Below are 24,303 nucleotides of genomic sequence, written 5' to 3'. Positions count from 1 at the left end.
GGGGGATTATCGGCCCCCACCCAGGGCGCAGGCGCAGGTCGGCTACGCTGCGCCGTTCTTGTACTTGATGCCGCAGCCGTAGGCACGGCTGGTGGCCACGCTCACCGGTTTGCCCGAGCGCAGTTCGCCCAGGCCCTGGCGCACGTAGTTGGTGGCCTTCGGGATGTCGTCCACCCGCGCCGAGGGGATGCTGTCGATGCCGCCGGCGTACACCAGCAGGCCCTGCGCATTGACGATGTACATGTGCGGCGTGACGCGCGCGGCATAGGCCTCACCCACCTTGCCGTCCTCGTCCATCAGCGTGGCGGTGGGGCTGGCCTGTTTCTCGGTCATCCAGCGGCCGAGCTGCTGGGGCGACTGGTAGTCGGCGCTGTCGTCGCGCGTGGAGTTGATCGCGAGCCACACCACGCCCTGGGCGGTGGCTTCCTTCTGCAGCGCCTGCATGTTGCCCTGGTAGTGCTTGCGCACGAAGGGGCAGCCCGGGTTGTTCCATTCCAGCACCACGGTCCTGCCCTTGAAGTCCGAGAGCTTGACGGGCTTGCCGGTGGTGTCCTGAAGGCTGAAGTCGGGCGCGGGCTGGCCCACACCGGGGGCCGCGAACGCGGGCGTGACCAGCATCGTGCCCAGGGGCGAAAAGACGGCCAGGGCGAGCAGGGGACGGCGTTGCATGGTGGCACTCCTGAAAACACGGTTGAAGAACAACGGGGCTGGCCTGTCTACAGCCGGGCCAGCGCCGCGCGGACCTCCTCGACACTGAGCACTTCGGTCAGCACCTGCGGGGTCTGGCCGTTCTTGTAGATCGCGTACACCGGCACGCCATTGCGGCCCAGGCTGGCGAGCGCGGCCGTCACGGCCGGGTCGCGGCGCGTCCAGTCGGCGCGCAGCAGGGCCACGTTCTTGCCGGCCATGTCGCCGAGCACGCTGGCGTCGGCCAGGGTGGTGCGCTTGTTGTACTGGCAGGTCACGCACCAGGCGGCGGTGAAGTCCACGAACACCGGGCGGCCCTGCGCGACCAGCTCGGCCTGCGCCTGCGGGCTCCACGGTTGCCAGCTCACGCCCTCGACCGCCGTGCGCACGGCCTGGCCGGGGGTGGGGTCCTGCAGGCGCGTCACGTTCGGGCCGATGGTCCAGCCCAGCCAGGCCAGGCCGACGAGCGAGAGCCCGGCGATCACGGTGCGGCCGCGCCCGCGCAGGCCCAGGGCCCAGACCAGCAGCGCGAGCACCACCAGCAGCATGAGCAGCGCGGCCGCGCCGTCGATGCCGCTTTGCTGGCCCAGCACCCACAGCAGCCAGACCACGGTGGCGAACATGGGGAAGGCCATGAGGTGGCGGAAGGTGGCGATCCAGGCACCCGGGCGCGGCAGCGCGCGCGCCACCGCCGGCACCCAGCTGGCGAGCAGGTAGGGCAGGGCCATGCCCAGGCCGAGCGCGGCGAACACGGCCAGCGCCTGCGCGGCGGGCAGGGCGATGGCCAGGCCGAGTGAGGCGCCCATGAAGGGCGCGGTGCAGGGCGAGGCGATGGCGGTGGCCAGCACGCCGGTGAGGAAGGCGTCGGTGGTCGGGTTGCGCGCCTGCAGGCTGGCGATGCGGCTGGGCAGCACGCTGCCGAACTCGAACAGGCCGGCCAGGTTCAGGCCGATCAGGGTGAACAGCACGGCCAGCGCGGCCACCACGCCCGGGCTTTGCAGCTGGAAGCCCCAGCCGAGTTGTTCACCGGCCGCGCGCAGCCCGAGCAGCAGCGCCCCGAGCGCGACGAAGGAGAGCACCACGCCGGCGGTGTAGGCGATGCCGTTGGCGCGGTGGGCGCGGCGGTTGTCGGCGTGCTGGGCGAAGGCCAGGACCTTGATGGCCAGCACCGGGAACACGCAGGGCATGAGGTTGAGGATCAGCCCGCCGAGCAGCGCGCCCAGCAGGGCCGCGCCCAGGGTGAGCGAGGTGGCGCCGACCGCGGGGGTGGCGGCGGTCGCGCGGGCCGCATTGGCGTCCAGTGCGGCCTGCAGCGCCTCGGGCACCGCGGCGGGCAGGGGCGCGGCGGCCGGCCAGGTGCCTTGCACCGGCACGTCCAGGCGCACGCCGGGGCTGCCCGGCCCCTGGCCCGCGGGCGAGGCCTGGGCCACCACCAGCGCGAGCCGGTCCGGGCTGTCGCTGCGGTGCGGCGAGAGCGGCACGCGCGCGGTCCAGCGCTCGCCGTCCCAGGCCTGTGTCCAGGGCTGGCCGGGCTCGATCAGGCCGGCGGCCTCGGGGAAAAATTCGAGCGCCTGGCCGCGCCAGGCGGCGGGCAGGCCGTTGAGTGCCACGTTCAGGAAGCCCGGCTCGGGGGCGGCGCGGCTGTCCTGCGCCGGCTGGTCCTTGGGCGCGGCCTGGAAGCTGGCGTCGAAGGCGGCGCCGTGCAGGCCGGTGGAGCCGCGCACCGGCAGGCGCAGCGCGAAGCTCCCTTCTTCCGGGATGCATTCCTTGCGGCAGACCAGCCAGGTCGCCTGGAGCTTGACGTCGATGTGGCTGCCGGTGAAACCGGGGTCCACGGTCAGCGGCACCGGCAGCACCACGGTGCCGTCGTAGCCGTAGTTGGCGAGGTTGCCGATCGGGAACTTGCGCGGCGTGGGCCAGGCGATGGCCCCGGCCGTCACGCCCGGCGGCAGCGTCCACTGCAGGTCGGTGGGCAGGCCGGAGTCGCCCGAGTTCTTCCAGTAGGTGTGCCAGTCGGGCGCGTGGGTGATCTGCAGCCCGACCCAGACCGGCTGGCCCGGCCCGGCGCCTTCGGGGGCGTGGGCCAGCAGCTCGGCGCGCGCCTGGTCGCTCTGCACCACGGTCTGCGCGGGCGCCGCGCCCGACAGCAGGCCCTGGGCGGGCACCGAGAGGGGGGCGAGCGCCAGCAGCAGGGCGCCGAGCAGGTGGCGCGTGGCGTGGCGGACCGAGGAAAAGGCGTTGAGGGGCATCGGGCAACAGGCAGGGGGATCGGGGCGGGGCGGTGGCGCCGCCCGTGGGTATGAGAGGCCGGGCGCGCCCAAGTTCCTGGGGCAGGCCGCTCAAATATAAGCGAGCACTGTTTGTCTGTGCGCCGCGACACGCTGGGGGCTTTTCACCCAGGCTTCACAGGGCTTTCATGTTTGGGTACAACCGGGGGCGGACGGGTGGTTGACCAGCATGGAGGGTTTTGTGCATGGGATCGATCGTTGAACGCGCCTTGCTGCCATGGGCGCAAAGAGTCAAGTCGCGGGTGAACCTGCCGGTTCGCCTGAGTTGGGGTGAGCGGGGCTCGTCTTCGCTGTCCCTGGGCGAGTTCGATGCGCCGCAGGTGGAGATCCGGGTGCGCGACGCCTCGGCGCTGCCGCTGCTCATCGACCCCGGCCTGGACACCCTGGGCCAGGCCTATGTGGAGGGCCTGATCGACGTGGAGGGTTCGATGGCGGACATCCTGGCCGTGGCGCACCGCCTGGCCGAGACCGCCGAACCCGATGGCGGCCTGCTCGGGCGCCTGCGCCGGCGCTTCGCCCACACGCGCGAGAGCGACAGCGAGGCCATCCAGTACCACTACGACGTGTCCAACGCGTTCTACGCCCAGTGGCTGGACGAGCGCATGGTCTATTCCTGCGGCTACTTCGAGAACGGCGACGAAACGCTGGACGAGGCGCAGGTCAAGAAGATCGACCACATCCTCACCAAGATCCAGCTGCAGCCCGGCCAGCGCCTGCTCGACATCGGCTGTGGCTGGGGCGCGCTGGTGTTGCGCGCGGCGCAGAAGTTCGGCGCGCACTGCGTGGGTGTGACGCTCTCGAAGAACCAGCACGAGCTGGCGCGCGAGCGCGTGAAGGCCGCCGGCCTGGAAGACCGCATCGACATTCGCCTGCAGGACTACCGCGACGTGAAGGACGGCCCGTTCGACCGCATCACCAGCGTGGGCATGTTCGAGCACGTGGGGCTGAACCACCTGGCGGGGTATTTCGGGCACATCCGCTCGCTGCTCAAGCCCGGCGGCTGGGCCATGAACCACGGCATCACCAGCACCGATCCGCAGGATGGCGAGACGCGGCACGGTGGTGGCACCTTCATCGACCGCTACGTGTTCCCGCAGGGCGAGCTGCCGCACATCGGCACCGTGCTGCGCACCATGCAGGAAGGCGGGCTCGAAGCCTTCGACATCGAGAGCCTGCGCCGCCACTACATGCGCACCACGCAGCTCTGGAGCGAGGCCTTCGAGGCGCGCACGGCGCAGATCAAGCCGCTGGTGGACGAGCGCAAATGGCGCATCTGGCGCGTGTACCTCGCGGGCTGCGCCTGGGCCTTCGAACACGACGAGGTGTCGATCTACCAGGTGATCTGCCGCGCGGCGGGCCAGCCCGCCCAAGGCCTGCCCTGGTCGCGGCGCTTCATCTACCGCTAGCAACGAGCCCGTCCAGAGGCACCGAGGAACCGGCTTTGCCGGGCCATAGGTGTCGTCCCCCTTCAGGGGGGAGGCGCCGAAGGCGACGCGGGGGGTGTTTCCTGAAACCCCAGCACCACCCTCCTGGTGGTGGCCGATTTCTTCTCGATCTTGGTGACCACCACGCGGCCGATCTCGGCCGTGTTGGCCACGTGCGTGCCGCCGCAGGGCTGCAGGTCGATCAGCAGATCGCCCTCGCCGATGCGGATGGTGCGCACCGTGCCGCTGCCGCGCGGCGGCGCCACGCTCATGCTCTTGACCAGCGCGGGGTTGGCGTCGAGTTCGGCGTCGGTGATCGCGCCCACGGTCAGCGGGTGCGACTCGGCCACCAGCCGTGCCAGGCCTTGCGTGAGCACCTCCTTGTCGAGCGGGTCGGTCAGGTGCAGGTCCATGCGCGCGTAGTCGGGCGTGATCGAGCAGCCGTTCACCGGCACCGGCACGAGGTGGCAGAGCAGGTGGGTCGCGGTGTGAAAGCGCATCAGGCGGTGGCGGCGGTCCCAGTCGATGCGCGCGGTGACCGGCAGGCCGGCGGCGAGCCGGGTCAGCAGCGCCTCCTGGCCCGGCGCCGGCACGTGCACGATGTCGGCGGTGGCCCGGCCTTCGGCGTCCTTGCCCTTGCGGGTGTCGGCGATCGCGATGGCCGTGCCGTCGGCCAGCGTGAGCGTGCCGGCGTCGCCAGCCTGGCCGCCGCCGAGCGGGTAGAACACCGTGCGGTCGAGCACGATGCCGTGGTCGTCGGTGCGCGCCACGGTGGCGTCGCACTGCTGCAGGTAGGCGTCCTGGCGGAAAAGGTCGTGGGTCATCGCGCCATCTTACGGGGGCGCGCTTAACGCACTTAAGATGCGGGCATGTCCGCCCCATCCCGCTTCTGGTCCGACCTCACCACCGCCGATTTCGCCGCGCTGGACAGCGCGCGCGCCATCGCCGTGCTGCCGGTGGCCGCCACCGAACAGCACGGGCCGCACCTGCCGCTGTCGGTCGACACCGACATCGTCAACGGCGTGCTGCGCGCGGCCTTGCCGCACATCGCCAGCGAGTTGCCGGTGCTGGTGCTGCCCACACAGGCCGTGGGCTACAGCCCCGAGCACACCGGTTTCGCGGGCACGCTCACGCTCAGGATCGAGACCCTGATGCGGGTGTGGACCGAGCTGGCCGAGTGCGTGGCGGCCAGCGGCGTGAAGAAGCTCGTGCTGTTCAACGCGCACGGCGGCCAGGTGGGCGCGCTCGACCTCGTGGCGCGCGACCTGCGCGCGCGGCTGGGCATGCTGGTCTACAGCGTGAACTGGTTCCACCTGCCGCTGACCGACGCCAAGGGGCACGACCTGAACGCGCTTTTCAGCGCCGAGGAGCACCGCTTCGGCATTCACGCGGGCGAGATCGAGACCTCGCTCATGCTTGCGCTGTCACCCGAGCGGGTGCACCTGCGCGAGGCCGAGCACTTCCGGTCGGCCTCGCAGGGCCGTGCCCAGCGTTTCCCCATCCTGGGCAACGGCAAGAGCGCGAAGCTGGCCTGGCAGATGCAGGACTACAACCCACAGGGTGCCGTGGGCAACGCCGCCGCCGCCAGCGCCGACAAGGGGCAGGCCGTGCTCGAGGCCGCCGGCCGCGCGCTGGCCCAGCTCTTGAGCGAGATCGACCGGCTGCCGCCGGACACGCTCACCGATCGCGTCGCCTTCCCGCCGGCCCGGTAGCGACCGATCCGGCGCCGGGCCGCCCCAAGCCGGATCAGCCCCCTTGGGGGGCAGCGACCGGCGCAGCGGCGGAGCGTGGGGGCTTCGCCTCAGGCGTAGGTCATCCAGTCCCTGAACTCTGCCCGGTCCAAGTGTGGCAGTGTGTTGTAGCTCAGCAGCGTGTGGCGCTTGGGGTTGAACTGGAACTCGGTCACCGCGCTGTTGCGGATGCGCAGGTTCAGTTCGATGGTGGCCTCGGGGCTCAGCCCGAGCACATGCCCTACGGCGGTGGAGATCGGCCCGCCGCTGGACACCAGCAGCACGTTCTGGCCGTGGTGGTTCGCGCGCACATGGTCGAGCGCGCCCGTCACGCCGCGCACGAACTCGGTGTAGCTGGGCATGCCTTGCGGGCTCACGGTGCCAGCCATCCACTGCGCGAGGCCGTCGCGCAACAGGCGGAAGTGGTGGCGGTAGAGCTCGGGGGCCTCGGCGGCGCTGCGCGGCTTCTGCAAGGGGTGCGGGTGGATGGCGCGGATCACCGCCTCGCTGTCGTACTCATTCAGGCCGGCCCAGGCCAGGGGTTCATGTGAGAGCCCCGCGCCTTCGGCGATGCCGGCCCAGGTCTGCTGGTGCCGGCGCAGGGTGCCGGTGATCACGGCGTCGAACACAAGCCCGCGCTCGGCCCAGTAGCGGCCCAGCTGCACGCTCTGGCGCTGGCCCATGTCGCTGAGCTGGTCGTAGTCGTCCGAGCCAAACGAGGCCTGGCCGTGGCGCACAAGGTAGAGGGTTCCCATGGCGGCATTCTGTGGCCGCGTGGCGGCCCGACTTTGTCCCGGCAGCGACTGGGCCGCCGCCCGGCAGTCGCGCAGGTGTCTGCCCCCGCAACCGTGACGGATGTCGGTCGCCCGAACTCGCGCGGCTTTGCGGTCTTTTTCCATTGCTAGGCGGCAAAGGCCCTGTGCTTCAATCGTCGGCATGTGCGTCTTTTCCCGTTGCCATGCTGTTTGACATGCCCACCCTGCTCGCGATGCGGGTCGGCATCGATGGGCTCACGGCCCTGGCATTTTTTGGCTTGCTGCGCCGCTACCCGACCATCGGGGGGCCGGGCTGGTGGTCGCTGTCGGCCACGGTGTCCATCCTGGGGTCGCTGGGCCTGTGGTTGCGTGGCAGCGTGCCCGACTTCCTCGCCTACGGCGTCGGCAACGCGGCCCTCTGCATCGCGCCCCTGCTGGCCTGGATGGGCCTTCGCAGCCACCTGCAGTTCCTGCAGCCGGTGGCGCGGGTGGCCGCGGCCGGCCTGGTGGCGGCCGCGCTGCAGACCGTGTTCATCTTCGTGTGGGACCTGCCGCAGGCGCGCCAGGCCGTGTTCGCGCTGGCGGTGCTCATCGTCATGGGCATGGCGTACCGGGACATGGTGAGCGCCGACCCGCAGCGGCGCGTGCCCGAGATGCAGGCCCTCAAGCTGCTGACCGCGGTGGAGTTCGTCGCCATGCTGCTGTTCGCCCTGGCCGGGCCGGTGGCGGGCCTGCCGCTGTCGCAGGTGGGGCCGGTCACGGTGTTCTTCTTCCTGCTCGCGGGCCTGCTGCGCGTGGTGCTCTATGGGGCCCTGGTGACCTACCGGCTGCGGCTCGAAGGCGATCGCGCGCGCCAGGGCCTGCTGATCCGCGAGGCGGACTCGCGCGCGCTGATCGAGAACCTCAGTGCCGGGGTGATGGTGTTCCGGCCCAACCACACGCTCTCGAGCATCAACAGCGCGGCGCGCCGCTTCTTCGGCTGGAGCCCGGGTGGCGCCAACACGGCCTTGCCCGAACCGACCGGGCCGGGCTGGCAGATGCTGCGCGAGGACGGCCAGCCCATGCGCCGCCACGACATGCCGTTCGAGCGCGTGCTGGCGACCGGCCAGCCGGTCAAGAGCGTGGTGGTGGGCGTGCCGGTGGGCAACGGCGACGAGGTGCACTGGGCCCTGTTCAATGCCTATCCCGAGAACAACGCCCAGGGCGGTCTGCGCCACGTGGTGCTGACCTTCATCGACATCACCTCGCTCAAGACCGCGCAGGCCGAGCAGAAGACCCTGCAGGCGCAGCTCTCGCAGTCGCAGAAGATGGAGGCCCTGGGCACGCTGGCGGGCGGCGTGGCGCACGACTTCAACAACATCCTGGCCGCGATCCTGGGCAACGCCGACCTGGCGCGGCAGGATCTCACGCACGATGCGCCGGCGCGCGAAAGCCTGCACGAGATCAGCACGGCCGCGCGCCGCGGCCGCGAGCTGGTGCGGCAGATCCTGGCCTTCAGCCGGCAGCAGCCGGCCGAACGCACCCGCGTGGACGTGGGCGCCATCCTGGCCGAGACCTGCAACCTCATGCGGGCGGCCATGCCGCCGCACGTGCAACTGCTGCACGAGTGCCACCCCGACACGCCGCCCCTGCTGGCCGACGCCACCCAGCTCGGGCAGGTGCTGATCAACCTGGGCACCAACGCCGTGCACGCGCTCGAAGGCCGCCCGGGGCGGGTCGAGTGCCAGCTCGACGGCCTCAAGGGCCACGACCCCCGGCTGCCCGCCGAGGTGGCCCAGGCCTGCGCCGAAGCCGGGGTGGATGCGGTGCGCCTGCGGGTGAGCGACAACGGCTGCGGCATGACCGAGGCGGTGCGCAGCCGCATCTTCGAGCCCTTCTTCACCACCAAGGTGGTGGGGCGCGGCACCGGCCTGGGCCTGCCGGTGGTGCTGGGCATCGTGCAGGTGCACGGGGGCGCCATCGATGTCGAGAGCCGGCCCGGCAAGGGCACCACCTTCACGCTCTACTTCCCGGCGGCGCCCGATGGTCCGCCCGGGCTGGCCCTTGATCCCGTGGTTGGACATGCGGGGGCCGATCCCGTCACAATGGCCCCTCGCCCACCCGAGGGCGCCGAGACCGCCCTTTTGGAGACCCCCCTCATGGCCGACGCCCCGCCAGCGGACCAGCCCCACATCCTGTACCTCGACGACGACGACACGCTGGTCTTCCTGGTGCGCCGCCTGCTGGAGCGCCGGGGCTACCGCGTGACGTCCTTCACCGACCAGCAACTGGCGGTGAACGCGGTGCGCGAGCAACCCGAGGCCTTCCAGCTGCTGCTGACCGACTACAACATGCCGGGCATGTCGGGGCTGGACGTGGCGCGCGCCGTGCTGGCGATCAACCCCAAGCTGCCGGTGGCCGTCGCCTCCGGCTACATCACCGACGAACTGCAGGCCGAGGCCAAGACGGCCGGCGTGCGCGAGGTGGTGTTCAAGACCGACGCGGTCGAGGCCTTCTGCGAGGTGGTGGCCCGCCTGGTCAAGCCGGACTGACGCCACCGCATCCAAAGGCATCAAGGGTCCGGCTTCGCCGGCCCGAAATGCCGTCCCCCTCCCAGCGCCGAAGGCGCGCCAGAGAGGGGGAAGCCGCCAAGGGCGGCGCAGGGGGAGCCCCTCAATCTTCCACGAACGCTTCCTCGCGCTTGGCCTTGACCGAGGGCAGCAGCACCACCACCAGCAGCACCACGGCGATGGCCAGCAGGCTGGCCGACATCGGGCGCGTGACCAGCACGCTCCAGTCGCCGCGCGAGATCAGCAGCGCGCGCCGCAGGTACTCTTCCATCATCGGCCCCAGGATCAGGCCCAGCAGCAGCGGCGCCGGCTCGCACTTGAGCTTGTGGAACAGGTAGCCGATCACGCCGAAGATGGCGACCATCCAGATCTCGAAGGTGTTGTTGTTCTCCGAGTACACACCCACGGCACAGAACAGCACGATCGCCGGGAACAGCCACTTGTAGGGGATGGTCAGCAGCTTGATCCACATGCCGATCAGGGGCAGGTTGAGCACGATCAGCATCAGGTTGCCGATCCACATCGAGGCGATCAGGCCCCAGAACAGTTCCGGGTTGCTGGTCATGACCTGCGGGCCCGGCTGGATGTTGTGGATGGTCATCGCACCCACCATCAGCGCCATCACGGCGTTGGGCGGAATGCCCAGCGTGAGCAGCGGGATGAAGGAGGTCTGCGCGCCGGCGTTGTTGGCCGACTCGGGGCCGGCCACGCCGCGGATGTTGCCCTGGCCGAACGGCACTTCGCCCTTCTTGAGCTTGATCTTCTTCTCGATCGTGTACGAGGCGAAGGCCGACATCAGCGCGCCGCCGCCGGGCAGGATGCCCAGCACCGAGCCCAGGGCCGTGCCGCGCAGCACCGCGGGCGTCATGCGCTGGAAGTCTTCCTTGGTCGGCATCAGGCCCTTGACCTTGGCCGTGAAGACCTCGCGCTGGTCCGACGGCGTCGGCCAGGTTGGCGATGATCTCGCCGTAGCCGAACACGCCCATCGCGATGGCGATGAAGCTGATGCCGTCGGTGAGTTCGGGGATGTCGAAGCTGTAGCGCGCCACGCCGGAGTTCACGTCAGTGCCCACCAGGCCGAAGGCCAGGCCGAGCAGGATCATGCGCCCCGCCTTGAGCAGCGAGCCCGAGGCCAGCACCACGGCACCGATCAGGCCCAGCACCATCAGCGAGAAGTACTCGGCCGGGCCGAACTTCAGCGCCACTTCGGTCAGCGGCGGCGCGAAGGCCGCGAGGATCAGGGTGCCGGCGCAGCCCGCGAAGAACGAACCCGAGACCGGCAGCCGCCAGCGCGGGCCCGGCCCGTCCCTTGCGCGCCATCTGGTAGCCGTCGATCACGGTCACCACCGAGGACGCTTCGCCGGGCAGGTTGACCAGAATGGCTGTGGTGGAGCCGCCGTACTGCGCGCCGTAGTAGATGCCGGCCAGCATGATCAGCGCCGCTTCCGGCGGCAGGCCGTAGGTGGCGGGCAGCAGCATGGCGATGGTGGCGACCGGGCCGATGCCGGGCAGCACACCGATCAGCGTGCCCAGCAGGCAGCCGACGAAGGCGTAGATGAGGTTCTGCGCCGTGAAGGCGACGCCGAAACCGATCGAGAGGTTGGTGATCAGATCCATGGTTCTTGTCTGGTGGGGGTCGTGGTCACGCGCATCAGCCGATGAAGGCCGGCCAGATCGGGAAGTTCAGCTTGAGCGCGAGCTCGAAGGCGATGTAGCTGCCGATCGCCAGGACGGTGGCGAGCACGAACACCTCCTTGGCCTTGAACTGGTCGCCCGCCAGGCTGGCGACGAAAGTGAGGGCGTAGATCGCGACGATCAGGCCCATGGCCGGCAGGCCCCAGCTGTGCACACCCACCAGCAGCACGCCGAAGATCAGGTTGGCGCCGATGATGAAGATCAGGGGGCGCCAGGCGATGCGGCCGATCGGCTCGCCATCCTCGGTCTTCACCGTCAGGGCCTTGAGCGTGATCAGCACGCCCATGATGGCGATGAGCACGCCCACCACCAGCGGGAAATAGCCTGGGCCCATGCGGGCACCGGTGCCCACGTTGTAGGTGGTGGCACCCCAGGCGAAGGCCACACCGAACGCGCTGAACAGCACGCCCGAGGCAAAGTCTCTCTGACTCTTGATTCTCACGATGTCTCCTGAAATGGCGTTGATCGCCGGCTCCTGCACAGGGCTCGGCGAGGGCACAAGACGTGCGCCGCGCGATGGTAAGAAGACCGTGGGGGTGTGTGGGTGACCAAAACATTGCCATTTGGCAATGTGGGCCGCTGCCGTCGCGGTGCCGCGTCAGCGGTTGGGTCGCGGCAGTTCGATGACGGCGCGCAGGCCCGGTGCCGCGTTCTCGAAATGCAGGCGCCCGCCGTGCAGGGCCACCACCGCCTGCACGCTGGCCAGGCCCAGGCCATGCCCCGGCGCGTCGTCCGGGTGCAGGCGGTGAAAGCGCGTGCCCAGGCGCGCGAGTTCGGCATCGGGCACACCGGGGCCGTTGTCCTGCACGCTGAGCCGCACGCCATCGGGCAGCTCCTGCGTGCCCACCTGGATCACCGCACCCGGGCCGGCGTACTTGAGCGCGTTGTCGAGCAGGTTGGCCAGCGCGCCGGCCAGCAGGTCGCGGTCGCCGGGCAGTTGCACCTCGTCGGCCGGTTCGTGCCGCAGCACGGCGTCCTGGGCGTCGGCAACGGCCTCGTAGAGTTCCACCACGTCGGCGGCGACCACGTCGAGCGCCACCGGCGTGAAGCTGCGGCGCCGCGCGCCGGCCTCGGCCTCGGCGATCTGCAGCAGTTTCTCGAACACCAGCGTCAGCTCTTCGATCTCGCGGATGGCCGCGCCGATGGCCTCGCGGCGTTGCGCCGGATCGGTGTCGGCCTGCTCCGCGTGGCGCAGGCGCACCAGGATGCGCGTGAGCGGCGTGCGCAGGTTGTGCGCGATGGTGTTGGAGACGTGGCGCACGCCGTCCATCAGCGACTCGATGCGGTCGAGCATGGTGTTGATCTCGCGGTTGAGCAGCGCGAACTCATCGTCCGCGCCCGACTCCGCGACGCGCTCGCGCAACTCGCCGGCCGTGGCGATGCGCTTCGCGGTGAGACGCACCGCGCTCACGCTGCGCTCGAGTTCCTGGCGGAACACGAAGGTGCCGCCGATCAGCAGCAGCACGGCCACGATGCCGGCGGCCGCGCTCGCGCTCGCCACCAGGGACTCGATCAGCTCCTGGTCCCGCAGGTCCTGCCCGACCACCAGCACGCCGCCGTCGGGCAGGGTGCGCGTGACCAGGTAGGCGTTCACGCTGCGCCCGTCGCGCTCCACGCGCCGCTGGGTCGGCCCGGTGTTCGCGGCGGCGTCGGGCGCGCGGTCGAGGTTGCCCGCGAGCCGGTGGCCCTCGCGGTCGGTCAGCAGGTAGATCTCGCTGTCGGAGTCGCGGCCGTCGGTCAGCGCCCGGGTGATGGCCGCGGCCGCGGCCGCGGTGCCGCCCTCGTTCATGTCCGCCATCAGCTGCTGCGCCGACAGGCCGACCTGCCGCGCCATGCGCTGGTGCAGCACGCCGACGGTCTGCAGGTAGACGATGGCCAGGGCGGCCAGCATGGTGACGGCGACCAGGAAACCGTAGGAGAACGCCAGGCGAAAACCGACCGAGCGCCAGAGCCCCCCCAGCTTGGCGATCATCCGGCGCGGTCTGGGTCGTCGGCGGCGGCGATGCGGTAGCCGATGCCGCGCACGGTGTGGATCAGCGGCGGCGCACCGCCCGCATCGAGCTTGCCGCGCAGCCGGCTGACCTGCACATCGATCACGTTGGTCTGCGGATCGAACTGGTAGTCCCACACGGCTTCGAGCAGCATGGTGCGGGTCAGCACTTGGCCGGGATGGCTCATCAGGTAGGCGAGCAGGCGGAACTCGCGCGGCTGCAGCGCCACCGGCCGGCCGCCGCGCTCGACATGGCGGCTCGCGAGATCGAGCTTGAGATCGGCCACCTGCAGCGTGCGGATCGCCGGGCCCGGCCGCGAGCGCCGCACCAGGGCCTCGGCCCGCGCGGCGAGTTCGGAGAAGGCGAAGGGTTTGGTCAGATAGTCGTCGCCCCCCGCCTTGAGCCCGCGCACGCGTTCGTCCAGGGCGCTGAGCGCGCTGAGCACCAGCACGGGTGTCTTCTTGCCCAGGCCGCGCAGGGTCGCGAGGATCGAGAGGCCGTCCACCTCGTTGGGCAGCATGCGGTCCAGGATGATCAGGTCCCACTGCTCGCTGGTGGCCCGGCCGAGCGCTTCCATGCCGTCGCGGCAGATCACGACCACGTGGCCGAGCGCGCGGAAACCATTGGCGATGTAGCGCGCGTTGTCCGCGTCGTCTTCCACCACCAGGCAGCGCCACATCACGGTGGCTTCCATCAGGCCTGCGCCCTTTCACTCAGATCGAACATGCGTTGCACTCCGCGTTTTTTGCCGGGTGCCCATTCTGCTTGATCCGCCGCCGCGCGAGATTCAGCCCTCGGCCAGGACGCCGGCCAGCACCGCGCTGTCCACGTTGCCACCGCTCAGGGTGGTGCCCACCACCTGGCCCGGGAGCGCGGCGCGCTCCTGCCAGGCGGCGGCGAAGCTGGCGGCGCCCGCGCCTTCGGCCACGTTGTGGGTGTCGGCGAACAGCATGCGCATGGCCTGCGCGACTTCCGCGTCGCTGACCTGCACGATTCGCTCCAGGTGCGGCCGCAGCACCTCGAGCGCGGCGGCGTCGGCCACGCGGCAGGCCATGCCATCGGCCAGTGTGGTGGTCACGGGCGCTTCGACCACCCGGCCTTCGGCCAGTGAAACCGCGTAGGTGGTGGCGTGGGCGCTGACCACGCCGACGATGCGCACGGGGTGCCGCAGCGCCAGCTTGGCGGCGATCGCCGAGCACGCGCCCGATCCCTGGCCGATCGGTACGTAGACGATGTCGAGCGCCGGCACGGCGCGAAAGAATTCCCACCAATAGGTGCTCACGCCCCGCAGCAGATCGGGGTGGAAGCTTGGCACCATGTGCGCGCCGCGTGCAGCGGCGAGCTCCATGGCGTGCTCGCGGCTGGCCTGGAAGTCGTCGCCGTGTTCGATCAGCGTGACGCCGAGCGCGCGCATGGCGGCGTTTTTCTCCACCGAGTTGCCGCGCGGCACGACGATGGTGCAGGCCACGCCATGCGCGCGCGCGGCCCAGCCGATGCTCTGGCCGTGGTTGCCGCGCGTGGCGCTGATGACCTCGCGCGGCAGCTCGCCGCGCGCCTTGAGCTGGTCGAAGTAGGTCAGCCCGCCGCGGATCTTGAACGCGCCCGCCGGTGTGTGGTTCTCGTGCTTGACCCAGCAATCGGTGCCCAGGCGCGCGCTGAGCGTGGCCCAGCGGTACTGTGGTGTGGGGCCGAACTCGCGGTAGACCACCTGCGCGGCGGCCTCGATGTCGTGCAGGGTGGGCAGCAGGTGGTTCATGGCGGGGACAGCAGGCTGAGCCGGCCGTGGGCCGGGGTGTCGAGCTCGGCCGCGAGGCCGGCCGGACCGTCGCTCACGGTGATGCCCGGCAGGCCCACGGCCTGCAAGGCTGCGCGCAGCCCGGCGGCGCCCGCGTGGCGCAGGTGCAGGCGGCGCAGCGCCACGCCGCTGGCGGGCATGTGCCGCGTGGGGTGGGTGCCGCTCCACTGGATCAGCGTGGGCAGCGCGCCGTTGAAGAGGCGTTGGCCGTCGTCGCGCACGCTGATGCGCCATTGCAGCAGGCCCTGCGGTGTCTGGCGCGAGGCGCTGACGACCGGGCCGCGCTGGATGCCGATGGCGCGCAGCGCCGCGAGGGCGGCATCGATGTCGGCGACGCGCGCCACCCAGTGCACCAGTTGCGGCCCCTGGCGCTGCAGGCGCTGTTGGAGCGCGGGGTCGTCGAGGTCGAACCAGCGGCGCTGGCCCGGTGCGCGGCCGGGCGTGGCGCGCGGGTCGATGGCGATGACCTCCAGGTAGGCCTCGGGTGCCTCATCCCCGTCGAGCCGAAGCAGGCGGTTGTGGGTGCCGAACAGCGGGTGTTCCCCGCCCGGGCCGGGCGTGACGCCCAGCGTGGCTTCGCACCAGGCCACGCCCTCGTCGAGCGTGCGCGCGGCCACCACCAGGTGGTCGATCTGCGCCCGGGGCTCAGCCATGGCCTCTCCCGGAGGTCACAGCGTCACCTCGCCGTCGATGCAGGTGACGGAGGCGCCGCCGACCCAGATGGTGCCTTCGGCGTCGCGGTGGATGTGCACGCGCCCGGCGCGCGCCATGGCCGTGCCTTGCGCGGCGACGTAGTCCGGTGGCGCCATGCCCGCGCCGATCAGCCATTGCGCCACGGCGGCGTTGAGGCTGCCGGTCACCGGGTCTTCGCTCAGCGTCTGGTGGCCGTGGAAGAAGGCGCGCACCTCGAAGGCGGTGTCCGAGCCGGCGGGTTGCGGGCCGACGACGCCGATCTCCAGCCCGGCGAGCACCTGCGCATCGGGCCGCACCGCGAGCACCTGCTCGGCCGAGCGCAGCATCACGCCGCGCCAGGGTGGGCCGTTCTCGCACCAGGCGTGCGCCACGATCTCATCGCGCGCCAGGCCCAGGCCGCGCGCGATCAGGGCCACGTCGGCCTCGTCGAGCGGGCCGCTGCGCCGCAGCGGCGGCGCGGCAAACGCGAGGCGCTGGCGATCGCGCCGGATGCGCACCAGGCCCACGCCGCATTCCTGCACCACGTGGGCTTGGGCCCGGGGCTGGCCGCCGGCCTGCAGCCAGGCGTGGCAGGTGCCCAGCGTGGGGTGGCCCGCGAAAGGCAGTTCCCGGCCGGGGCAGAAGATGCGCACGCGGTAGTCGGCACCGGCCGCGTGGCCTTCGTCGGTGGGCGGCAGCACGAAGGTGCACTCCGAGAGGTTGGTCCAGTCGGTGAACTGCTGCATGGCCTCGGTGCTCAGGCCGGTGCCGTCGAGCACCACGGCCAGCGGGTTGCCGCGGTAGGGTGTTTCGGTGAACACGTCGACTTGCTTGAAGGGGCGTTGGGCCATGGGAAGGTTCTCCGGGTTCGTCAGGACAGGGGCAGGTCGAGCACGCCGCGGCTCGCGGGCCGGGCCAGCCAGCCGGCGTACCAGCGTTCGAGGTGCGGCCACGCGGGGCGCGGCTGCGGCAGGCCCCACCAGCGGTGCACTTCGCAGGCGATGGGGATGTCGGCCATGGTGAGCGCATCGCCGGCCATGAAGGCCTGGCGCGACAGGTGCTCGTCGAGCAGGGCGAACAGCGGCTCGGTGGCGGCGACCGATTGCGCGATCACCTGGGCGTTGCGCTGCGCGGCCGGTGTGCGGATCCACTGCTTGAAGCCCGGGCTGCCCGCGGGGTTGAGCGTGGTCTGCTGCCAGTCCATCCAGCGCTCGGCATCGAAGCGTTGTCGCAGATCGCTCGGGTAGAGCCGGTTCTCGCGCGCGCACAGGTAACGCACGATGGCGTTCGATTCCCAGAGCGTGAAGTCGCCGTCCTGCAGCAGCGGCACCAGGCCGTTGGGGTTGCGCGCGCGGTAGCCGGGCGTGTCCACGACGCCGTGGGCCAGGCCGGCGTCGGTGCGCGGCAGGTCGAGGCCGAGCACCTGCGCGCACAGCACGACCTTGCGCACGTTGATCGAGCTCAGCCGGCCCCACAGCTGCAGCATGGGCTCAGGCCTTCGGTTGTTCGCGAATGGCCTGGGCCAGCGCGGTGATGCCGATGCGGATCTGCTCCACGCTGGCGGTGACGAAACTCAGGCGCAGGCTGCGTGGATCGGGTTCGTCGGCGTAGAACGCGGCGCCGGGCACGAAGGCCACGCCCTTGTCCACCGCGCGCGGCAGCAGGTCGATGGCGTTCATGCCTTCGGGCAGGCGCACCCAGAGGAACATGCCGCCGTCGGGCGAGTTCCACTGCACGTCCAGGCCCTGCATCTCCTGCGCCAGACTGGCCAGCATGGCCGCGCACTGGCTCTTGTAGAGCGCGCGGATGGTGGGCACATGGCGGTCCAGGAAACCGTCCTTGAGCACCTCGGCCACCATGCGCTGGTTGAAGCCGGGGCTGTGCAGGTCGGCTGCCTGCTTGGCTTGCAGCAGCTTGGGGAAGACCGCCTTGGGCGCGACGATGAAACCCAGCCGCAGGCCGGGCGCGAGCACCTTGGAGAAAGAACCCAGGTAGATGCAGCCGTCGGGGTTGCGCGCGCTCAGCGGCAGCGGCGGCGGCGCGTCGAACCAGAGGTCGCCATACGGGTTGTCTTCCACGATCGGCAGGCCGTGCGCGGCCGCGCTGGCCACCAGCGCGGCGCGGCGGGCCTCGCTCATGCTGCGGCCGGTGGGGTTCTGGAAGTTGGGCAGCACGTAGAGGAAACGCGCGCGGTTCGCGCCGCTGCCCACCCGGCGTTCGAGGTCACCCACGTCGACGCCCTCGGCGTCACTGGCAGCGGCTTCGATGATGGGCTCCATGGGGGTGAAGGCCTGCAGCGCGCCAAGGTAGGTGGGCGTTTCCACCAGCACGCGGCTGTCGGTGTCGATCAGCACCTTGGCCACCAGGTCCAGGCCCTGCTGGCTGCCGGTGGTGATGAGCACCTGGGCCGGATCCACTTCCCAGGGCAGTTGCGCCGCCACGGCCTCGCACAGCGGGCCGTAGCCTTCGCTGGCCGAGTATTGCAAGGCCGCCAGGCCGTCTTCGCGCAGCACCTTGGCGCAGGCGTCGGCGAACGCGCTCACCGGGAAGGTCTTGGGCGAGGGCAGGCCGCCGGCGAAACTGATGATGCCGGGCTTCTCCGTGACCTTGAGGATCTCGCGGATCACCGAGGGGTTCATGCGCGCGGCGCGGCGGGCCAGCGTCCAGGGCATGGCGGTGGTGGGCGTGGTGGGCAGGTCGTTGGGTTTCATGAAGGTCTCCGTTCAAACGTGTTCGGTGGGCGCGCTGGCGTGTACCGGCATTTTCTTTCCAATGAAGACGGTGGCGATCACCGCGATCGCAAAACCCAGCGAGACGGCGTCGAGCCGTTCGCCGAGCAAGGGCACGGCGAACAGCATGCCCAGAAAAGGCTGCACCAGCTGCACCTGGCTCACGCGCACCGTGCCGCCCAGGGCCAGGCCGCGGTACCAGGCGAAGAAACCGATCCACATCGAGAACACGGCGGTGTAGGCGAAGCCCCACCAGGCCGAGGCCTGCAGCACCGCCTGCGGCCGGGTCAGGGTTGCCAGGGGCAGGGTGAGTGGCAGGGCGATCACCAGGGCCCAGCAGATGACGTGTTCGGCGCGCATGCGCTGCGACAGGCGCGCGCCGTACGCATATCCCACGGCGGCGCACAGCATGGCGGCGAGCAGCAGCGCATCGGCCGGATGCAGTGTGAGGCCGGCACTGCCCGAGCGCAGCACCGCAAAGCCCACCACCAGCGCGCTGCCCAGGGCGGCGCAGGCCCAGAAGCCGACGGAGGGCCGCTGGCGGTGCAGCAGCGCGCCCACCGCCGCCGTGGCCAGCGGCAGCACACCCACGATCACGCTGGCGTGCACCGCTTCCACATAGCGCATCGCCACCGAGGTGAACAGCGGAAAACCGAACACCACCCCGGCCGAGGTGATGGCCAGCGGCAGCAGGTCTTCGCGGTGCGGCAGCGGCGCGCGCGTGGCGACCAGGAAGGCGATCGACAGCAGGGCCGCCACCACGGCGCGGCCCAGCGCGACGAACACGCCGGACATCTGGGGCGCATCGACCGTGCCCACGGCCAGCCGCGTCATGGGCAGGGTGAGCGCGAAGATCACCACGCCCAGCAGGCCGAGCATCAGCCCCTTGTTGGCAGGCCGGTCGATCCAGCGCGGTGCGGGCAGGCTGTGGGTGGTCATACAGTGAGCATCCAGAGGGCGGTGGCGCACCAGCACGGCGGCCAGCACGCGGTTGAACCAGACCAGGCGCGTGCCCTGCGTGAGCCACTGGCGCAGCAGCGAGCCGGCGACCGCGTAGGTGAGGTTGCTGGTGAAGGCGAAGAACACCATCACCACGCAGATGATGGCCAGCCGCTGGCCCGGGTTGGGCGCGGGCTGCCCGGCGGCGTTGACCACCCAGCCGGCGGTGAGCGTGAGCGCCAGCATCCAGGCCTTGATGTTGAGGAACTGCAGGCCCACGCCCTGCAGGAAGCTGACGTTCAGGCGCGAGGCGTCGACCTCGGAGAGCTTGGAGGCGCCCGCCAGTTTCCAGGCCAGCCACAGCATGTAGGCCACGCCCAGCAGCTTCACGCCCCAGCGCAGCGCCGGCACACCCAGCACCAGCGCGCCCAGGCCGAGGCCGCAGGCCAGCATGAGCAGCGTCCAGCCGGTGGGCACCGCGAAGCAGAAGCGCAGGGCGCGCCGCAGGCCCAGGTTGGCCGCGAGGGCGGTGGACAGCGTGGTGTTCTGGCCCCGGCGAAAAACTCATCGCGGTGCAGAACAGCAGCAGGGCGGTCAGCTCGGTGGCGCTCATGAAGATCGGAGGGATGGGCTTGTCAACACGGGAGGTTCAATGTACGCTTTTGCGCCAGTACACAACCAATACAGTTGACCGGCGCAGTTGCGAGTCTGTATTGGTCGATGCGACAGTACAGGCGCTGGAAGGATGCCCCCGACATGCTGATGAAGACCCCCGCACAATCCCTGACCGAGCAGCTCGCCGTGCGCTTCGCCGACCGCATCCGCAGCCGCCTGCTGGCGCCCGGTGCGCGCCTGCCCTCGGTGCGCCAGTGCGCGCTGCAGCACGGCGTGAGCCCCTCCACCGTGGTGGCCGCCTACGACCAGCTGCTCGCGCAAGGCCTGGTGCAGGCGCGCAAGAACCGGGGCTTCTTCGTGCGCGAAATGCCCACGCCGCGCGCCGACGGTCTGTCGAGCGAAACCAAGGCCGCTGCCGCGCGGGCCGGCGGCGGGGCGTCGCCCATCAACGCGACGGCGCTGATCCGCGGCATGTTCCACAAGGTCAGCAACAAGCCGCACCCGGGCATGGGCGTGTTTCCGCCCGACTGGCTGGAGTCGACCTTCATGCCGGCCGCCGTGCGCAAGGTCACCGGCACGCGCGCCTTGCAGGACTTCTCGCTTCAATACGGCGAGCCGATGGGCGACAGCAGCCTGCGCCGGGTGTTGTCGCAGAAGCTGGCCTCGCTCAACGTGCACGCCGATGCCGAGCACATCATCACCACCGTGGGCGCCACACACGCGCTGGACATCGTGAGCCGCACGCTGCTGCGCGCGGGCGATCCGGTGATGGTGGAGGAGCCCGGCTGGGCCGTGGAGTTCGCGCGGCTGGCCGCGCTGGGCATGCGCATCCTGCCGGTGCCGCGCCGCGCCGACGGGCCCGACCTGGAGGTGATGGCGAAGTACTGCGAGGTGCACCAGCCCAAGCTGTACGTGAGCGTGAGCGTGTTCCACAACCCGACCGGTTACTGCCTGTCGCCCGGCAGCGCGCACCGCCTGCTGCAGCTGGCGAACCGGCACAACTTCCACATCGTCGAGGACGACACCTACAGCCACATCGCGCCCGAACACGCCACGCGCCTGACCGCGCTCGACGGCCTGCAGCGCACCATCTACGTGAGCGGCTTCGCCAAGATCCTCGCGCCCAACTGGCGCATTGGTTACCTGGCCGCGCCGCCGGCGCTGGTGGAGCCGCTGCTCGACACCAAGCTGCTGTCCACGCTGACCACACCCTCCTTGCTGGAAAGGGCGCTGGCGCTGTGCATCGAGCAAGGCCAGTTGCGCCGCCACGCCGAGCGCATCCGCACCCGGCTCGATGCCGCGCGGGCGCGCAGCGTGAAGCTGGCGCTGGGCGCGGGCTGCAGCTTCGCGGCCGAGCCGGTGGGGCTGTTCGGCTGGGTCGACACCGGGGTGGACACCGACGCGCTGGCGCAGCGCATGCTGGACGAGGGCTACCTGATCGCGCCCGGTGCGCTGTTCCATGCCGCGCGGGCGCCCAGCACCCTCATGCGCATCAACTTCACGACCACGCAGGACGCGGCGTTCTGGCGCGTGTTCTCGCGCCTGAAGGCCTCGGGCTGAGCCCTGGGGCTGGCTAGAGCTTGGTGTCGAACAGGTCGCGGCCGCGCGCCTGCAGGATGTCCGCCAGCGCGCGGTCGATCTGGCGCGCTTCGGCCTGCATCAAGGGCAGGGCGCGCGCGAACAAGTGCCAGTCGCCCGACCGGGCGGCCAGCTCCAGGCCCTTGGCCAGGCGCGCGCCACGCTCGGCGGTCATGCTGCCCAGCGAGCCCTTGAGGCCGTGCGCGTGGGCCACGGCCGCGGCCGAATCGCGTGTCTGAAGCGCCTTCTGCAATTCGCTCTGGCGCGAAGCCAGGTCGGCGCGCATGGCCTGGGCCAGTTGCCCCAGCGTCTCTTCGTCGCCATCCAGGCGGCGCAGCAGTTTCTCGACGTCCAGCGCCTCCAGGTGCGTGGCGGCGGCGCGCGAGCCCGACACGGCGCTGGGGACGACGGGGGCGGGGATGGTCACCGGGGCCGGTGCGGGTGTGGCCGGGGCTTGCTCGGGCTCGGCCAGGCCGTCGTCGAGCTTCAGCACCCGGTCCATTTCCTTGATGAGCGCCTGCGGGCTGACCGGCTTGGCGGTATAGCCATCCATGCCGGCGGCCAGGCAGGCTTCGCGGTCGCCCGGCATGGCATTGGCCGTCACGGCCACGATGGGCGTGCGGGGCAGCTTGCGGCGGGTCTCGATGTCGCGGATCTCGTGCGTGGCCTGCAGGCCGCTCATGCCAGGCATCTGCACGTCCATCAGCACCAGGTCGATGCCGCCCTGTTCCCATTGGGCGATGGCGTGCACGCCACCGCGCGCCACGCGCACGATGCAGCCCAGGCGCAGCAGCAACTGCCGCATCATCAGTTCGTTGACCGGGTGGTCTTCGGCCAGCAGCACCACCAGGCCGACATAGCGGGCACCGGCCTGCGCGACTTCCTGCAGCTCGGCCGAGGCGCTGAGCGGGCTCTGGTCCAGCTCGCGCAAGGGCAGGGTCAGGGTGAAGGTGCTGCCTTCGCCGGGGTCGCTCTGCAGGTCGATCTCGCCGCCCATGAGCCGGGCCAGCTGCGCGCAGATCGCCAGACCCAGGCCACTGCCGCCATAGGGGCGCGCGGTGGAGGCGTCGGCCTGCGTGAAGGCGTCGAAGACGGTGGCGTGGTGTTCGCGCGCGATGCCCACGCCGCTGTCGCGGACCTGCAGCTGCAGCCGCTTCGGGGCCTGGCCCGCGGGCTCGATCGGCTGGATGCGCACCTCGATCCGGCCGCCGCGGGGCGTGAACTTGAGCGCGTTGGAGAGCAGGTGGTTCAGCACCTGGCGCAGGCGCACCGCATCGCCCATCACCCATTGGGGCAGGGTCGGTGGCAGTTCGAAGCGGAAGTCCAAAGCCTGTTCGCCCGCCTGCTCGGCGTACGGCACGATGGCCTGTTCCAGGGCCTGGTGCAGGTCGAAGCGCACGTTCTCGATGTCGAACTGGCCGGCTTCGATGCGGGAGAGATCCAGCAGGTTGTTGAGCAGGTCCAGCAACTCGTGCGCCGAGTTGTCCATCAGCGCCAGCCAGCTGGACTGGTCCCCATTGAGCGGCGAATCCATCAGCATGCGCGTGAGGCCCATGAACGCGTTGAGGGGCGTGCGCACCTCGTGGCTGATGTTTGCCAGGAATTCGCTCTTGGCCCGGCTGGCCTGTTCGGTCAATTCGCGGGCGCGCTCGCCATCCTGCTCGATGCGCTTGCGCTCGCCGATGTCGGCCAGGGTGCCCATGAGCCGCAGGGGCTGGCCCTTGCTGTCGTGCTCGGCGACCATGGCGTGCGTTTCGACCCAGCGCCAGCCTTCGGAGGCGCGCACCCGGTGCTGCACCACGGCGCGCTGGCTGCGGCCTTCGAGCAAGGCCATCACCTGCACGCGCAGCGGCTCGATGTCGTCGGGGTGCAGGCGCGCGCGCAGGTCGATCGCCTCCCAGTAGCCGTCGGCGGCGATGTCGCCGAGCAGTTCGCCCCAGCGCGCCGTCAGGAACACCTGGGTGGCGGGCAGTTGCCAGTCCCACAGTGCCAGGCCGGCGGCATCTACCGCGAGTTGCAGGCGGTCGCGCGCTTCGTCCAGCGCCTCCTCGGCCAGCAGGCGGCTGTTGGATTCGCGGTGCGCGGTGCTGCGCAGGCGGTCGAGCTCGCGGCTTTGGTGTTCCAGTTCGCCCTGCAACCTTTGCGTGCGCTCGCGCTCCTGCTGAAGCTCGTCCAGCGTGCGTTGCAAGTCAAAGGCGAGACGATCGGGCGTCATGGGCGTGTGTGAGGTGGTGCGAAGGCCTAGGGTTCCCGTGCCGGGCCCTCAGCTGCCGCCAAGCGCTTCCCAGCGCTCCAGCGCCTGAAGCCATTCCCCCTCGACTTCGGCATGTCGGGCGCCAAGTTGAGCCGCGCGGGTGGGATCGCTGTGAAATAGTTGGCCATTCTCCAGGTCCTTGCCAATGGTGGCTTGTTCGGCCTCCAGGGCCGCGATCAGCTGAGGCAGCGCGTCGAACTCCCGCTGTTCCTTGTAGCTTAGCTTTTTCTTGGCGGGTGCTGGTGCGGGCGCCGAACTGGCCGGTTTGGCGGCCGGGGCGGCCGGCGGCGGGGTGGGCGCCTCGCGCTCGCGCTGCAGGGCGGCCGACCGCGCCGACTGGGTCAGCCAGTCCTGCACGTCCCCCACGTACTCGCGCCAGCGCCCTTCGCCCTCGAACACCAGGGTGCTGGTGACCACGTTGTCCAGGAAGCGCCGGTCGTGGCTGACCAGGAACACCGTGCCTTCGTACTGCTGCAGCAGGTCTTCCAGCAGCTCCAGCGTGTCGATGTCCAGGTCGTTGGTGGGCTCGTCGAGCACCAGCACGTTGGCCGGCCGCGCGAACAACCGCGCCAGCAGCAGGCGGTTGCGCTCGCCGCCCGAGA

19 protein-coding genes and 2 pseudogenes (1 of these 21 running past the window's edge) are annotated in these 24,303 nt (G+C 70.7%); 4 read left to right on the top strand and 17 right to left on the bottom strand.

Annotated features, from left to right (window positions below):
- Positions 1-42: 42 nt before the first annotated feature.
- Together ACFJGX_RS01350 and ACFJGX_RS01345 are read right to left on the bottom strand one after the other, a co-directional pair.
- The gene (locus ACFJGX_RS01350) at positions 43-669 is read right to left on the bottom strand and encodes a thioredoxin family protein (RefSeq protein WP_382322972.1); all 627 of its coding nucleotides are present in this window, start codon (positions 667-669) and stop codon (positions 43-45) included.
- 47 nt (positions 670-716) lie between these two features.
- Positions 717-2,936: a protein-disulfide reductase DsbD family protein gene (locus ACFJGX_RS01345; RefSeq protein WP_382327588.1), complete on the bottom strand. Its 2,220-nt coding sequence runs from the start codon at positions 2,934-2,936 to the stop codon at positions 717-719.
- Positions 2,937-3,160: 224 nt separating this feature from the next.
- On the opposite strand from ACFJGX_RS01345, the gene ACFJGX_RS01340 reads away from it, so the two are divergent.
- Positions 3,161-4,381, top strand: a complete 1,221-nt coding sequence (locus ACFJGX_RS01340; RefSeq protein WP_382322973.1) for a class I SAM-dependent methyltransferase — start codon at positions 3,161-3,163, stop codon at positions 4,379-4,381.
- A gap of 62 nt (positions 4,382-4,443) precedes the next feature.
- Here the strand turns inward: ACFJGX_RS01340 and ACFJGX_RS01335 are convergent, their stop codons facing one another.
- Complete coding sequence (locus ACFJGX_RS01335; protein WP_382322974.1) at positions 4,444-5,223, bottom strand: alanyl-tRNA editing protein; 780 nt, start codon at positions 5,221-5,223, stop codon at positions 4,444-4,446.
- A 45-nt stretch (positions 5,224-5,268) separates the two neighbouring features.
- Here ACFJGX_RS01335 and ACFJGX_RS01330 point away from each other — a divergent pair, with 45 nt between their 5' ends.
- Positions 5,269-6,111 carry a creatininase family protein gene (locus ACFJGX_RS01330; RefSeq protein ID WP_382322975.1) on the top strand — a complete coding sequence of 281 codons (843 nt, stop codon included), beginning with the start codon at positions 5,269-5,271 and terminating at the stop codon, positions 6,109-6,111.
- Positions 6,112-6,200: 89 nt separating this feature from the next.
- Here the strand turns inward: ACFJGX_RS01330 and ACFJGX_RS01325 are convergent, their stop codons facing one another.
- Complete coding sequence (locus ACFJGX_RS01325) at positions 6,201-6,884, bottom strand: histidine phosphatase family protein (protein ID WP_382322976.1); 684 nt, start codon at positions 6,882-6,884, stop codon at positions 6,201-6,203.
- Positions 6,885-7,099: 215 nt separating this feature from the next.
- On the opposite strand from ACFJGX_RS01325, the gene ACFJGX_RS01320 reads away from it, so the two are divergent.
- The gene (locus ACFJGX_RS01320) at positions 7,100-9,415 is read left to right on the top strand and encodes an ATP-binding protein (protein WP_382327586.1); all 2,316 of its coding nucleotides are present in this window, start codon (positions 7,100-7,102) and stop codon (positions 9,413-9,415) included.
- Between the two features lie 121 nt (positions 9,416-9,536).
- On the opposite strand, the pseudogene ACFJGX_RS01315 reads toward ACFJGX_RS01320, so the two are convergent.
- The 11 genes and pseudogenes from ACFJGX_RS01315 to ACFJGX_RS01265 form a co-directional block, all read right to left on the bottom strand.
- Positions 9,537-11,050: pseudogene (locus ACFJGX_RS01315) on the bottom strand (tripartite tricarboxylate transporter permease).
- 34 nt (positions 11,051-11,084) lie between these two features.
- On the bottom strand, positions 11,085-11,570 hold the full coding sequence (locus tag ACFJGX_RS01310) for a tripartite tricarboxylate transporter TctB family protein (RefSeq protein WP_382322979.1): 486 nt from the start codon (positions 11,568-11,570) through the stop codon (positions 11,085-11,087).
- Positions 11,571-11,726: 156 nt separating this feature from the next.
- Positions 11,727-13,100, bottom strand: coding sequence for an ATP-binding protein (locus ACFJGX_RS01305; RefSeq protein ID WP_382322980.1), 1,374 nt, complete (start codon positions 13,098-13,100; stop codon positions 11,727-11,729).
- On the bottom strand, positions 13,097-13,798 hold the full coding sequence (locus ACFJGX_RS01300) for a response regulator transcription factor (protein WP_382163768.1): 702 nt from the start codon (positions 13,796-13,798) through the stop codon (positions 13,097-13,099). Before ACFJGX_RS01300 ends, ACFJGX_RS01305 begins: the two co-directional genes overlap by 4 nt.
- Positions 13,799-13,906: 108 nt before the next feature.
- A complete protein-coding gene (locus ACFJGX_RS01295) occupies positions 13,907-14,875 on the bottom strand; it encodes a threonine dehydratase (RefSeq protein WP_382322981.1) in 969 nt (322 codons plus the stop codon).
- Positions 14,872-15,567, bottom strand: a complete 696-nt coding sequence (locus tag ACFJGX_RS01290) for a VOC family protein (RefSeq protein WP_382322982.1) — start codon at positions 15,565-15,567, stop codon at positions 14,872-14,874. The genes ACFJGX_RS01295 and ACFJGX_RS01290 overlap by 4 nt, the downstream gene beginning before the upstream one ends.
- A 15-nt stretch (positions 15,568-15,582) precedes the next feature.
- Positions 15,583-16,437 carry a PhzF family phenazine biosynthesis protein gene (locus ACFJGX_RS01285; RefSeq protein ID WP_382322983.1) on the bottom strand — a complete coding sequence of 285 codons (855 nt, stop codon included), beginning with the start codon at positions 16,435-16,437 and terminating at the stop codon, positions 15,583-15,585.
- A gap of 20 nt (positions 16,438-16,457) precedes the next feature.
- Positions 16,458-17,072 (bottom strand): glutathione S-transferase family protein, encoded by a 615-nt coding sequence (locus ACFJGX_RS01280; RefSeq protein WP_382322984.1) that lies wholly within the window; start codon positions 17,070-17,072, stop codon positions 16,458-16,460.
- 4 nt (positions 17,073-17,076) lie between these two features.
- Positions 17,077-18,297 carry a PLP-dependent aminotransferase family protein gene (locus ACFJGX_RS01275; protein WP_382327584.1) on the bottom strand — a complete coding sequence of 407 codons (1,221 nt, stop codon included), beginning with the start codon at positions 18,295-18,297 and terminating at the stop codon, positions 17,077-17,079.
- Between the two features lie 12 nt (positions 18,298-18,309).
- The gene (locus ACFJGX_RS01270; RefSeq protein WP_382325847.1) at positions 18,310-19,254 is read right to left on the bottom strand and encodes a DMT family transporter; all 945 of its coding nucleotides are present in this window, start codon (positions 19,252-19,254) and stop codon (positions 18,310-18,312) included.
- An 87-nt stretch (positions 19,255-19,341) separates the two neighbouring features.
- Positions 19,342-19,749: pseudogene (locus tag ACFJGX_RS01265) on the bottom strand (LysE family translocator); the annotation flags it as partial.
- Positions 19,750-20,010: 261 nt separating this feature from the next.
- Between ACFJGX_RS01265 and ACFJGX_RS01260 the strand changes: the two are divergent.
- Positions 20,011-21,429, top strand: coding sequence for a PLP-dependent aminotransferase family protein (locus tag ACFJGX_RS01260; protein ID WP_382322986.1), 1,419 nt, complete (start codon positions 20,011-20,013; stop codon positions 21,427-21,429).
- A 13-nt stretch (positions 21,430-21,442) separates the two neighbouring features.
- Here the strand turns inward: ACFJGX_RS01260 and ACFJGX_RS01255 are convergent, their stop codons facing one another.
- Positions 21,443-23,662, bottom strand: a complete 2,220-nt coding sequence (locus ACFJGX_RS01255; protein WP_382322987.1) for an ATP-binding protein — start codon at positions 23,660-23,662, stop codon at positions 21,443-21,445.
- Between the two features lie 48 nt (positions 23,663-23,710).
- On the bottom strand, positions 23,711-24,303 hold the 3' portion of the coding sequence (abc-f, locus tag ACFJGX_RS01250; protein WP_382327582.1) for a ribosomal protection-like ABC-F family protein. It continues 1,306 nt past the right edge of the window; only the last 593 of its 1,899 coding nucleotides appear in the window; the start codon falls outside the window, past its right edge — the gene reads right to left on this strand; the stop codon is at positions 23,711-23,713.

It is taken from the genome of Hydrogenophaga sp. UC242_50, assembly GCF_042697355.1.
Lineage (GTDB): Bacteria > Pseudomonadota > Gammaproteobacteria > Burkholderiales > Burkholderiaceae_C > Hydrogenophaga.
This window is presented reverse-complemented; position numbering and strand designations above follow the sequence as displayed.

Excerpts from the sequence above, each read along its gene's own strand:
- ACFJGX_RS01350 (WP_382322972.1), bottom strand. The coding sequence starts at position 669 with ATGCAACGCCGTCCCCTGCTCGCCCTGGCCGTCTTTTCGCCCCTGGGC.
- ACFJGX_RS01345 (WP_382327588.1), bottom strand. The coding sequence starts at position 2,936 with ATGCCCCTCAACGCCTTTTCCTCGGTCCGCCACGCCACGCGCCACCTG.
- ACFJGX_RS01340 (WP_382322973.1), top strand. The coding sequence starts at position 3,161 with ATGGGATCGATCGTTGAACGCGCCTTGCTGCCATGGGCGCAAAGAGTC.
- ACFJGX_RS01335 (WP_382322974.1), bottom strand. The coding sequence starts at position 5,223 with ATGACCCACGACCTTTTCCGCCAGGACGCCTACCTGCAGCAGTGCGAC.
- ACFJGX_RS01330 (WP_382322975.1), top strand. The coding sequence starts at position 5,269 with ATGTCCGCCCCATCCCGCTTCTGGTCCGACCTCACCACCGCCGATTTC.
- ACFJGX_RS01325 (WP_382322976.1), bottom strand. The coding sequence starts at position 6,884 with ATGGGAACCCTCTACCTTGTGCGCCACGGCCAGGCCTCGTTTGGCTCG.
- ACFJGX_RS01320 (WP_382327586.1), top strand. The coding sequence starts at position 7,100 with ATGCCCACCCTGCTCGCGATGCGGGTCGGCATCGATGGGCTCACGGCC.
- ACFJGX_RS01305 (WP_382322980.1), bottom strand. The coding sequence starts at position 13,100 with ATGATCGCCAAGCTGGGGGGGCTCTGGCGCTCGGTCGGTTTTCGCCTG.
- ACFJGX_RS01300 (WP_382163768.1), bottom strand. The coding sequence starts at position 13,798 with ATGTGGCGCTGCCTGGTGGTGGAAGACGACGCGGACAACGCGCGCTAC.
- ACFJGX_RS01295 (WP_382322981.1), bottom strand. The coding sequence starts at position 14,875 with ATGAACCACCTGCTGCCCACCCTGCACGACATCGAGGCCGCCGCGCAG.
- ACFJGX_RS01290 (WP_382322982.1), bottom strand. The coding sequence starts at position 15,567 with ATGGCTGAGCCCCGGGCGCAGATCGACCACCTGGTGGTGGCCGCGCGC.
- ACFJGX_RS01285 (WP_382322983.1), bottom strand. The coding sequence starts at position 16,437 with ATGGCCCAACGCCCCTTCAAGCAAGTCGACGTGTTCACCGAAACACCC.
- ACFJGX_RS01280 (WP_382322984.1), bottom strand. The coding sequence starts at position 17,072 with ATGCTGCAGCTGTGGGGCCGGCTGAGCTCGATCAACGTGCGCAAGGTC.
- ACFJGX_RS01275 (WP_382327584.1), bottom strand. The coding sequence starts at position 18,297 with ATGAAACCCAACGACCTGCCCACCACGCCCACCACCGCCATGCCCTGG.
- ACFJGX_RS01270 (WP_382325847.1), bottom strand. The coding sequence starts at position 19,254 with ATGACCACCCACAGCCTGCCCGCACCGCGCTGGATCGACCGGCCTGCC.
- ACFJGX_RS01260 (WP_382322986.1), top strand. The coding sequence starts at position 20,011 with ATGCTGATGAAGACCCCCGCACAATCCCTGACCGAGCAGCTCGCCGTG.
- ACFJGX_RS01255 (WP_382322987.1), bottom strand. The coding sequence starts at position 23,662 with ATGACGCCCGATCGTCTCGCCTTTGACTTGCAACGCACGCTGGACGAG.